Below are 10,728 nucleotides of genomic sequence, written 5' to 3' on the forward strand. Positions count from 1 at the left end.
CCCATGCGCAGCAAACTCGCTGAACGTCTGAGCGCCCCCGGCCTCCGCCTCAAGGCCCTGCCTTGGGGCTCCCGGCTGGCCCTCGCCTTCCTGGTGGTGATCGCCCTCGCCGCCGTCTTCGCCCCGGTCCTGGCACCGCACGACCCGCTGGAAACCTTCATGCCGGCCACTCCCCCGGGCGCCGAGCACTTCTTTGGCACCGACCGGCTGGGCCGCGACATCTTCTCCCGCCTGCTCTACGGATCGCAGTCATCGCTGATGATCGGCCTCGGCGCCGTGGGCCTGGCAGTCCTGGCGGGCGCCCTCCTGGGGTCACTTGCGGCCACCTCCAGCAAGGCCGTCAACGAACTGCTCATGCGCCTCATGGACATCCTGATGGCATTCCCCGGCATCGCCCTGGCCGCGGTGCTGCTGGCGGCCTTCGGCAACTCTGTGCCCACCATCATCATTGCAATCGCCATCATTTACACCCCGCAGCTCGCCCGGGTGGTCCGCGCCAACGTGCTGTCCCAGTACGGCGAGGACTACGTCCGTGCCGAACGGGTCATCGGAGCCGGCCGGTTCTACATCCTGGTCAAGCACATCGTACGCAACACCGCGGCCCCGGTCCTGGTGTTTGCCACGGTGATGGTGGCCGACGCCATCATCCTGGAAGCATCGCTGTCCTTCCTTGGTGCCGGCGTCCAGGACCCCGCGCCGTCGTGGGGCAACGTGATCTCCTACGGCCGCAACCTTGTTTTGTCCGGCGGCTGGTGGGCCACCACCTTCGCCGGCCTCACCATTCTCCTCACCGTCCTGGCGCTGAACATCCTCGCTGAGGGACTCACCGACGCCATGGTCAATCCCCGGCTGCGGCGCGCGCCGGCGGTGAAGGACGACGACGGTGCTGCCGCTTCGGTGGCCGGCGCCGCGGTCACCGGCTCCGCGGTGGACACGGAAGTGGCCACCTCGGTTGCCCAGCCGTCAGTCGTGGAACAGCACGAACTCGACGGCGTCCTGCCGGCTTCCGGAACAACCCCCACCGAGGGCCGGCAGGACACCTCAGCAATACTCACGGACGTCAGGACGGCCGCGGCCAACCCACACGCCCTGCTGGACCGCGAGCTGGAACTGCTCGCCGCCGTCGAGGCCACGCGCACGGACCGCCTCCCGCAGGTCCCCGCGGACGCCCGGACGGTGCTGGAGGTGAAGGACCTGTCCATCCGTTTCCCGGGCCGGTTCGGTGAGACGGCCATCGTGGACAACGTTTCCTTCACCGTCCGCGAGGGCGAAACCATGGGCCTGGTGGGCGAATCGGGCTGCGGCAAGTCCATCACCTCCCTGGCCGTCATGGGCCTGCTGCCCAAAACCGCGCGGATCACCGGTTCCATCAAATTTGACGGCAGGGAACTGCTGGATCCGGACACCAGCCACAGCAACACCAAGGCCTACCAGGGCCTGCGCGGCGAGCAGATCGCCATGGTGTACCAGGACGCGCTCAGTTCGCTGAACCCGTCCATGAAGATCAAGGACCAGATGATGCAGCTGACCCGGCGCGGCGGGCGCAAGACCCCCGCCGAGCTGCTGGAAATGGTCAAGCTGGATCCGGTACGGACCCTTGCCAGCTACCCGCATGAGCTCTCCGGCGGGCAGCGCCAGCGCGTCCTGATCGCCATGGCATTGTCCCGCTCGCCACGGATCGTGGTGGCAGATGAACCCACCACTGCCCTGGATGTCACCGTCCAGAAGCAGGTGGTGGACCTGCTCAACGACCTGCGGGAGCAGCTGGGCTTTGCCATGGTGTTCGTCAGCCACGACCTCGCCCTGGTGGCTTCGCTGGCCCACCGGATCACCGTCATGTACGCCGGCCAGGTGGTGGAATCCGCCCAGGCTTCCGAGCTGCTGCGGAACCCGAAACACGAATACACCCGTGGCCTGCTGGGCGCCGTGCTCTCCATCGAGGCAGACGCCGCCCGCTTGCACCAGATCCCCGGCACGGTCCCCTCCCCCAACGATTTCGCTCCCGGGGACAGGTTCGCGCCGCGTTCCCTGCGCAGCGACGCAGACCCCAACCAGCAGCTGGTCCTCACCGCCGTGGCCTCGGCCAACGGCAGGGATGCTGACCACGTCTGGGCCAGCCACCGCAAGGAGGACGCCAAGTGAGCGCATCCACCGGACAGCCCGTCATTGAGCTCAAGGACGTCAAGGTCCACCACCGCGCCCGCACCGGGGGCCTCTTCCGCCCCAACGTGGTCAAGGCCGTCAACGGCGTGGACTTCACCATCAGCCGCGGTGAAACCGTGGGCATCGTGGGTGAATCCGGCTGCGGCAAGTCCACCCTCGCCTCCGTGCTGGTGGGCCTGCAGGCGCCCACATCCGGGCAGGTCCTTTTCCACGGCAAACCCGCCATCAAGCGGAACGCCGCCATGCGCAAAGAATTCGGCCGGTCCGTGTCCGTGGTGTTCCAGGACCCCGCCACGGCACTGAACCCGCGCATGACGATCCAGGACATCCTCACGGACCCGCTCCAGGTGCACGGCATCGGCAACGCCGCCACCCGTGCCGCCAAGGTCAAGGAACTGCTGGCGCTGGTGGGGCTGCCCGGTTCCGCGGCAGAAGTCACGCCGTCGCAAGTGTCCGGTGGCCAGCGCCAGCGCGTCGCCATCGCCAGGGCCCTGGCCCTGGACCCGGACATTATCGTCGCGGACGAGCCGACGTCGGCCCTGGACGTGTCCGTCCGGGCGCAGGTCCTGAACCTGCTCTCGGACCTGAAGACCCAGCTGAACCTGGGCATGGTGTTTATCTCCCACGACATCCAGACGGTCCGCTATGTCTCCGACCGGATCTGTGTCATGTATTTCGGCGAAATCGTGGAGGAAGGACCCGCAGCCCAAGTGTTCGACAACCCCACCAACGACTACACCCGCAAGCTCCTCGGCGCGGCTCCCAGCCTGCTGCATACCTAGACCACCCATCCCCTCTTTCCCAACCAGTTATTGGAGTTCTCCTTGTCTTCCCAGTTCTCGGGCGTCATCCCGCCTGTCGTCACCCCCCGCCACGCAGACGGCAGCATTGACACCGCCTCGCTGCAGAACCTCACCAAGCACCTGCTCGACGGCGGCGTGTCCGGCCTCTTCGTGCTGGGGTCCTCCGGCGAGGTTCCATACATGACCGACGCCGAACGTGCCCAGGTGGTCAGCACCATTGCCGACGCCAACGCCGGGGCTGTGCCCCTGATCGTGGGTGCCAACGAGCAGACCACGAACCGCGTTATCGAAGAGGCAAAACGGGTCATCGGGCTCGGGGCGGACGCCATCGTGGCCACTTCCATGTACTACGCAATCGGCAACGCCGATGAGACCGAGACCCACTTCCGCAGCATCCACGCTGCGGTCGACGTTCCGGTCTTCGCCTACGACGTGCCGGTCCGCACCCACTACAAGCTCCCCACCGACCTTCTGGTTCGGCTGGGCCGGGACGGCGTCATTGCAGGCGTCAAAGACTCCTCCGGTGACGATGTTTCCTTCCGCCAACTCCTGCTCGCGGCCCGGGACATCGACAATTTCGACATCTTCACCGGCCACGAGGTAGTGGTGGACGGTGCGCTCCTGGGCGGCGCGCAGGGCGTAGTCCCTGGTCTGGGCAACGTTGACCCCGCTGGCTACCGCAAGCTGGTGGATGCCGCCGAAGCCGGGGACTGGGCCAAGGCTGCGGCCGAACAGGACCGCCTGGCAGACCTCTTCGAGATCGTCTACACCCCCAACGGACGTGTTTCCGGCGGGGCAGCCGGCCTGGGCGCATTCAAGACCGCCCTGCAGATCATGGGCATCATCGAGTCCAACACCATGAGCGCACCCATGCTGTCCCTCAACGAGGAAGAGACGATGGCGATCAAGGTCATCCTGGAACGCAACGGCCTGGTCTAGGCGTCCCGATGAAGTATGCCGTTGGTGTTGACCTTGGGGGTACCAAGACCGCTGCCGGCGTGGTTTCGGCCAACGGCGAGGTGCTCTTTTCGGACACTGTTCCCACACTGAACCGCGACGGCGGCGAGGCCATTCTCGACGCCACGGCCAAACTTGTCGCCGGACTGATCAAGAAGGCGGCCGACGACGGGATCGCCGTTGAGCGCGTGGGCGTCGGTTCCGCCGGGGTCATTGATGCCAGGCACGGTGTGGTGGTGTCCGCCACCGACGCCATCCGCGGCTGGGCCGGGACGGGACTCACGGCGGGCCTCGCCACGCGGCTGGGCCTGCCGGCGTCGTCCGTCCTGGCGGTGAACGACGTCCACGCCCACGCACTTGGCGAGGCGTGGGCCGGCGCCGCAGCCGGTGCCGCAAGCTCACTCCTGGTGGCCTTCGGCACGGGCGTAGGCGGCAGTTTCGTGCTCGGCGGACGCCCGGTGTTGGGGCATCGCCATGCGGGAGGACACGTGGGTCATTTCGCCTCGCCCTACGCGTTCCACGAGGGCACCGCCATCCCCTGCGTCTGCGGCGGAGCCGGGCACGTCGAGGCCGTTGCCTCGGGGCCCGCCATCCGCGAAACGTACCTTCGGCTGGGCGGCGCGCAACCCGTCACGGACGCCCGGGCCGTCTTCGCCCTGGCCGGCCGAAGCGATGCCGCCGCCATCCGGGCCGTAGGCATCGGCGCCGGGGCTGCCGGGCAGGCCATGGGCGGCCTGGCCAACATCCTGGACCCCGAGGTGGTCGTGGTCACGGGCGGACTTTCCGACGCCGGCGCCCCGTGGTGGCGGCCGATGGAACGGGCCCTCCGCGCCGAACTCCTGCCCGCCCTTACGGGACTCCCCGTCCTTCCGGCTACACTCGGCAACGCAGCCGCACTGGTGGGCGCGGCACGGCTTAGCCTCCTTCCGCCTGCCTGAAACGTCCTCACACGTACTCGCCCAACCGGCGCCAAACCTCCAGAGGAACCCGCTATGCTCCTGTCCCCCGAAGCCCTCGAATCCCTCCGCGGTCGGCTCATTGTGTCCTGCCAGGCGTATCCGGGTGAGCCGATGCGCGATCCCCGGACCACAGCGCAGGTGGCGGCCTCGGCCGTGGTTGGCGGCGCGGCGGCTGTCCGGGTGCAAGGCCTGGCCGATGTCCAGCACACCCGGGCGGGGGTGGAAGTGCCGGTCATCGGGCTCTGGAAGGACGGGCACGGCGGCGTCTTCATCACCCCAACGCTCCGGCACGCCCTGGCACTGGCCAACGCCGGGGCCCATGTAGTGGCGATAGACGGGACGCGGCGCGAGCGCCCGGACGGACTTTCCCTGGCGCAAACCGTGGCGGGAATCCACGCCCAATCGCATGCCCTGGTGATGGCCGACTGCGGCTCGCTCCAGGATGCTGCTGCGGCGGTGGAGGCCGGCGCGGACCTGGTGGGCACTACCCTCGCCGGCTACAGCGGCGAGCGCCCCAAGACCTCCGGGCCGGACTTGGACCTGCTGTCAGAGATTGCGGCAGCCGGGTTTGGTGTTCCCCTGATTGCCGAGGGCCGGATCCACACCCCTGCCCAGGCCCGCCAGGCCCTCGACGCCGGTGCCTTCGCCGTGGTGGTCGGCACCGCCATCACGCACCCGGCCACCCTTACCGGCTGGTTTGTGGACGCACTGGCATGACGGATCCTGACGCGCTGCTGCTCACGGGCACCCTCCTGACGGACGGCACCACGGTGCGGGACGGCGCCGTCGCGGTGGTTGGGGGACGGATCGCGTACGCGGGGCCGCGGGCCGGCATGGACACCGCGGCGCTGCCTTCGTTGCGCGAGCGTGAACTGCCGCCGGGGAGCCTGATCCTGCCCGGCTTGGTCGACCTGCACTGCCACGGCGCGGCCGGCGGGGACTTCCCGGGCGGTGATGCCGCAGCCGCCCGTGCCGCCGTCGAATTCCTGCACCGCAGCGGCACCACCACGCTGCTGGCAAGCCTGGTCACGGCTTCCCGGGAGGACCTGCTGCAGGGCGCGGCAACGCTGCGCGGCCTGGCCGAGGAGGGCATCATCGCCGGGATTCACGCGGAAGGCCCTTTCCTGTCTCACGCCCGTTGCGGTGCCCAGGACCCCCGCTTCCTGCTTGAGCCCAGCCTCAGGTTGCTCGAGGAACTGGTCGCGGCGGCCGGCGGGCACCTGCGCACCATGACGTATGCCCCGGAACTGGCTGGGGCAGCCGACCTTGTGCAGGCCCTGGTGGCGCACGGCGTTGTTCCGTCTCTGGGGCACACGGACGCGGATGCGGGAACGACGGCGGACTCGCTGGCCCTCGCAGCAGGGGTGATGGCTGCCGGCGGCAGCGCTGGCACACGGCCCACGGTCACGCATCTGTTCAACGGCATGCCTCCGCTGCACCACCGGAGCCCCGGCCCGGCTGCGGCGTGCCTCCGCCTTGCCGCAGCCGGCACAGTGGCGGTGGAGTTGGTGGCGGATTCGGTGCACCTGGACCCGGAGACTGTCCGCATGGTGTTCGCACTGGTGGGCGCAGGGAACGTGGTCCTGGTGACCGATTCCATGGCCGCCACCGGGCTGCCGGACGGCGACTACGACCTCGGACCCGCCGCCGTCCGGGTCATTGGCGGCGAGGCGCGCCTTCGCAGCAACGGCTCCCTGGCCGGCGGGACCGCAACTTTGCTGGACGTAGTGCGCCGGACCATTGCCGCGGGCGTGGACGCTGCAACGGCTGTCTTGTCCGCCACCGCCGTGCCCGCCCAGATCCTCGGACTGTCAAATGAAGTGGGCAGCCTCCGCACCGGGCTGCGCGCCGACGTCGTAGTCCTCGATGCCGGCCTCAATCCCGCACTGGTTGTCCGTCACGGAAAAGTCCTGGCGCCGTAGTCAGGCTTCCAGGAAATTGCGGCGGCGTTCGTTCTATTTGATCTCGAATGTGGCGGTGAGCCTGGCCCGTCCGATTGCATGGCTGAAAAGCTGGAAGCCGAGGTAGGCAGGGCTTGCATCGGCCGGGATGTCGAGTTCCTCCACATCCACTGCGTGGACCACGACGTGGTAGTGGTGGGGGCCGTGCCCTTCAGGCGGAGCCGCGCCGACGAAACCCCGGAAACCGGCATCGTTCGTCAGTTGCACCGCCGGCTTGGGCAGACCGTCCTCGGCGGCGCCCGACGGAAGCGAAGTGGTGGACGCAGGCAGGTTGAAGGCTGCCCAATGCCAAAACCCACTGCCAGTGGGAGCGTCCGGGTCCAGAACCGTCACAGCAAAACTCTTTGTCTCCGGCGGGAAACCCTCCCAGGTCAGTTGTGGAGACCTGTCTTCTCCGCCGTCGATTCCCATCTTCCCGCTCGCCTGGGCAACAGGAAACGGCTGCCCGTCCTGGATGTCTGTGCTGCTCAAGGAGAACTCGGGAAGCTGGGGAAGGGCGGCGTACGGGTCGTGTGACATCTCTTTGGTACCTTTCCTAAACAACGGGATTCGAATTGCCGGCAAACACGGTGGAAAAAGGTTTCCTGGTGCACACTCTAACGCCGGTTTCGGTGGATAAGCCCGAGGTATCCAAGCGGAAACCGGTTCACCCCAACACCCATGGCGGCCGCGGCACGGTGCTGCTGCACGCGGTTCCCAGGGCGGCAGCCCAAACCGGACGTCAGACGCTCATGGCGGAGCCCGCCACCCGAACCGTGGTACCGCCCTCCCAGGGCGTGAGCCGCGAGGCTGCTGCTTCGTCTGCCACCACGGTGACGTGTGGATGGCGCTGCAGGACTGACGCCGGGCATTCAGCGGTGACAGGGCCGCCCAGGGCCGCGGCCAGGATTTCTGCCTTGTCCTGTCCGTGGACCACCAGGAGAAGGTGCCTGGCTTCCATGATGGTCCCCAGCCCCTGGGTGATGCACCGCTCAGGGACGTCCGACGGGGAAGCGAAGTAGCGGGCGTTGGCCTCGCGGGTGCGCGGTGCCAACGTCTCGACACGGGTACGGGAGTCGAGCGCTGACCCCGGTTCGTTGAAGGCAATGTGTCCGTTATGGCCGATACCCAGCAGCTGCAGGTCGATGCCGCCGGCAGCCTGGATCGCAGCGTCGTACTCGACCGCTGCCTGCTCAGGGTCCTCTGCACCGCCGGCAGGCACCCGAACGTGCTCCGGGGCCAGGCCCAGGCGTTCGGTGACCTCACGCCGGACAACCTCGCCGTAGCTTTCGGGATGCCCGGCCGGCAACCCCACGTATTCGTCAAGGGCAAACGCCTTCACGCCCGACAGATCGAGCCTGTGGCCGGCGAGGGCTGCATAGACAGGGAGCGGGGAACCTCCCGTGGCAACTCCGAGGACCGCATCCGGCTTGCTGCGGACGACGGCGGCAATGATTCCCGCGGCTACCGCGCCACTGGCGGCGGCATCAGGGACGACGAAGATTTCCAAGGCTGGGCCTCTTTCTGGGGGTTCTTGGGCTGCCACAGGGCATGCAGCGGCCAGGCCGGTCCGGGACCGCCCTTCCGGGATGTACTGGTGGTGGCCTAAAGGCCTGCTCTCGTGGCCGCTAGGCGGATGCCACGTCCTTGAGCTTTTGGCGGATACCGTCAAAGTGGCGCTGGAGCCGCTCGGCAGCGAGTGCTTTGTCCCGGCTGGCAACCGATTCGTAGATGTCCCAATGCATCCGGGCCTGCTCTTCCAGGTTGACTGGTCCATGGCCCAGGGCTTCATGGATCTGCCGGTATACCTGCCAGAACACGTCCATGAGGTTGATAAGGAGTTCATTGTTCAGCGGCGCGTAGAGCTTGCGGTGGAATTCCGCGTCATGCTCAGCCAGGGGCTCACCCCTCTGTGCAGCCTCCTGCATCGCTTCCATGGTTTCCCGGAGATCGGACAGGTGCTCTTCCGTGAGCAGATCGATGGCGGAGCCGATCAGGCCGGACTCGAGCGCCTGGCGTACATCGATCAGCTCCATAGCTTCTTCGCCCTTGTGCCGAAGTGACAACCGGCCGCGGAATGTCAGTCCCGACACCAGGGCGCTGAAATTGTTCGGGGCAACAAACATGCCAAAGCCATGGCGGATTTCGATGACGCCCAGGGCCTGAAGGACCTTGAGGGACTCCCGGACGGTGTTTCGCCCCACACCGAGCTCGCTGGACAGCTCGCTCTCTGTAGGGAGGGCGTCCCCGACGTCCAGCCCGCGCTCAAGGATAAGCTCCATGATTCTGTTCTGGAGGGCATGGGAGCGGATTTGCGCGCTGAATCTTGCGGGGGGCACCGCTGCTGATGCTACTGTCACGTCATCTCCTTCGACCGCGCCTGGCGGCGGCCTCTCGTCTGGGTTCAGTGTACAGGAGATGGGACGTCCTTCATCCGGTATTCCGTAACGAATCTTCCGGGGGTGGGCCGTTGGCCCTTCCCCGCCCGACGGGCATTCGGACAGCGTCCTCCCCACCGCGCAGAATTGATGCGATCTTGAGGCAAACCTTGCCATCCCTAGACGTTGCAGGTCCACGCTGGAGCCAAGAGACCAACCAGCTTGTGGGGAGCAGGAAGTCATGGGAATCAGAGCAGCACTGGACACCGACGTCACAACCGTGGGAGGTGTGCTGACCGACCAGCAGCCCATCGACTTCCACACGCTGGGGCTCGCCGGTTGCATTGACCGGCTGACGGCACCCCTGCGGCAGCGCGGAACCGTGGTCCACTGGGATACCCCGCATTGGGGCATCGAGATCCCGGCAGGCTCCGCCTCCCTCCTGTACCAGTCCGCCCGCGAAGTCCTCAGCAACGCCTTCAAATACTCCGCGGCGCACTCGTTGACCATTCAACTGGCGGCCGTTGACCATGGCATCAGGCTGGTGGTGTCCGACGACGGCACGGGCTTTGACAGCAGCCTCGCCACATGCGGCCGGCACCACGGCTATGGCCTGCGGCTGATGGCCGTGGCCGTGCAGGAGGCCGGCGGCGCAGTGGACATCAGCGCCTCACCCGGGATGGGAACCAGCGTGACGGTGACGTTGCCGCTGGACTGACCCGGAGGTTCCAACCCGCAGGCGCGAAGGACGGCCTGCCCATAGACCCGGAGGCCCGCCGTTGTTGGGACGGCGGGCCTCCGTACGTGCAGGGCCGGGGACTTAGCGGGAGAGTTTTTCCGCATCCGGCTCCAGGTCGCCGATGTGGCCCGGCGCGTTGGCAGCGAGGACCCTTGCCACGAATGCCGCATATTCGTCCATGAAGTGGCCCAGGAACTTCGCGGTCGCTTCATCCTTGACCTCGCCGTCAGCGCCAAAAACATCAGGCTTGTAGCTGATGTAGGCCTCCGGGGAATTCAGCTGCGGGGCGTCGAGGAAGCTCAGGACGCTGCGCATGGAGGACTGCATCACGGCCGTGCCGATGCTGCCCGGCGAAGCGCCGATGATGCCCGTGGGCTTGCGCGCAAAGGAGTTGGTGCCCCAGGGGCGGGAACCCCAGTCGATGGCGTTCTTCAGGGCGCCGGGAATGGAGCGGTTGTACTCGGGCGAGACGAAGAGGATTCCGTCGGCAGCCTCGATGGCTTCCTTGAGGGCGCGGCCCTCGGGCGGAAAGTCGGCGTCGTAGTCATAGCTGTACAGCGGGAGGTCTTTGATGGGGATCTCGGAGAATTCCAACTCGCCGGGCGCGAGCTTGATCAAGGCTTTGGCCAGGACCCGGTTGATGGAACCGCTCGCCAGGCTGCCTACGAAATATCCGATCTTGTACGTTGCCATCAGTGATCCTTTCCAACAGCCGGTCCGTCCCGGCTGGCTGAGTGTGGCTGGAAATGGTGCCGGCCCCGCACCGGGCGGGAGCGGCGGTTGGCGCTC

Annotated in this window: 11 protein-coding genes; 7 read left to right on the forward strand and 4 right to left on the reverse strand. The window is 67.2% G+C overall.

The features are described 5' to 3' along the window. Positions 1 to 3: 3 nt before the first annotated feature. Genes AC1DIP_RS04715 through AC1DIP_RS04740 form a run of 6 tightly spaced genes read left to right on the forward strand, consistent with a single transcriptional unit; the run spans position 4 to position 6,804 of the window. Complete coding sequence (locus AC1DIP_RS04715; RefSeq protein WP_477733021.1) at positions 4 to 2,142, forward strand: dipeptide/oligopeptide/nickel ABC transporter permease/ATP-binding protein; 2,139 nt, start codon at positions 4 to 6, stop codon at positions 2,140 to 2,142. Next, complete coding sequence (locus AC1DIP_RS04720) at positions 2,139 to 2,945, forward strand: ATP-binding cassette domain-containing protein (protein WP_477733022.1); 807 nt, start codon at positions 2,139 to 2,141, stop codon at positions 2,943 to 2,945. Before AC1DIP_RS04715 ends, AC1DIP_RS04720 begins: the two co-directional genes overlap by 4 nt. Positions 2,946 to 2,987: 42 nt before the next feature. After that, positions 2,988 to 3,905, forward strand: a complete 918-nt coding sequence (locus tag AC1DIP_RS04725) for a dihydrodipicolinate synthase family protein (protein ID WP_476207428.1) — start codon at positions 2,988 to 2,990, stop codon at positions 3,903 to 3,905. 8 nt (positions 3,906 to 3,913) lie between these two features. After that, the gene (locus AC1DIP_RS04730; RefSeq protein WP_477733023.1) at positions 3,914 to 4,861 is read left to right on the forward strand and encodes an ROK family protein; all 948 of its coding nucleotides are present in this window, start codon (positions 3,914 to 3,916) and stop codon (positions 4,859 to 4,861) included. Between the two features lie 54 nt (positions 4,862 to 4,915). Beyond that, positions 4,916 to 5,599, forward strand: coding sequence for an N-acetylmannosamine-6-phosphate 2-epimerase (locus AC1DIP_RS04735; RefSeq protein WP_477733024.1), 684 nt, complete (start codon positions 4,916 to 4,918; stop codon positions 5,597 to 5,599). After that, a complete protein-coding gene (locus AC1DIP_RS04740) occupies positions 5,596 to 6,804 on the forward strand; it encodes an N-acetylglucosamine-6-phosphate deacetylase (protein ID WP_477733025.1) in 1,209 nt (402 codons plus the stop codon). The genes AC1DIP_RS04735 and AC1DIP_RS04740 overlap by 4 nt, the downstream gene beginning before the upstream one ends. A 33-nt stretch (positions 6,805 to 6,837) precedes the next feature. Here the strand turns inward: AC1DIP_RS04740 and AC1DIP_RS04745 are convergent, their stop codons facing one another. The 3 genes from AC1DIP_RS04745 to AC1DIP_RS04755 form a co-directional block, all read right to left on the reverse strand. Then, the gene (locus tag AC1DIP_RS04745; protein WP_477733026.1) at positions 6,838 to 7,362 is read right to left on the reverse strand and encodes a YbhB/YbcL family Raf kinase inhibitor-like protein; all 525 of its coding nucleotides are present in this window, start codon (positions 7,360 to 7,362) and stop codon (positions 6,838 to 6,840) included. 202 nt (positions 7,363 to 7,564) lie between these two features. Next, positions 7,565 to 8,332, reverse strand: coding sequence for a glucosamine-6-phosphate deaminase (locus tag AC1DIP_RS04750; protein ID WP_477733027.1), 768 nt, complete (start codon positions 8,330 to 8,332; stop codon positions 7,565 to 7,567). Between the two features lie 118 nt (positions 8,333 to 8,450). Continuing rightward, the gene (locus AC1DIP_RS04755; protein ID WP_477733028.1) at positions 8,451 to 9,182 is read right to left on the reverse strand and encodes a FadR/GntR family transcriptional regulator; all 732 of its coding nucleotides are present in this window, start codon (positions 9,180 to 9,182) and stop codon (positions 8,451 to 8,453) included. Between the two features lie 259 nt (positions 9,183 to 9,441). Here AC1DIP_RS04755 and AC1DIP_RS04760 point away from each other — a divergent pair, with 259 nt between their 5' ends. Further along, positions 9,442 to 9,918, forward strand: a complete 477-nt coding sequence (locus AC1DIP_RS04760; RefSeq protein WP_476207438.1) for an ATP-binding protein — start codon at positions 9,442 to 9,444, stop codon at positions 9,916 to 9,918. Positions 9,919 to 10,020: 102 nt separating this feature from the next. Here the strand turns inward: AC1DIP_RS04760 and AC1DIP_RS04765 are convergent, their stop codons facing one another. Further along, the gene (locus AC1DIP_RS04765) at positions 10,021 to 10,632 is read right to left on the reverse strand and encodes an NADPH-dependent FMN reductase (protein ID WP_477733029.1); all 612 of its coding nucleotides are present in this window, start codon (positions 10,630 to 10,632) and stop codon (positions 10,021 to 10,023) included. Positions 10,633 to 10,728: the final 96 nt, after the last annotated feature.

It is taken from the genome of Pseudarthrobacter sp. 05T312, assembly GCF_056396685.1.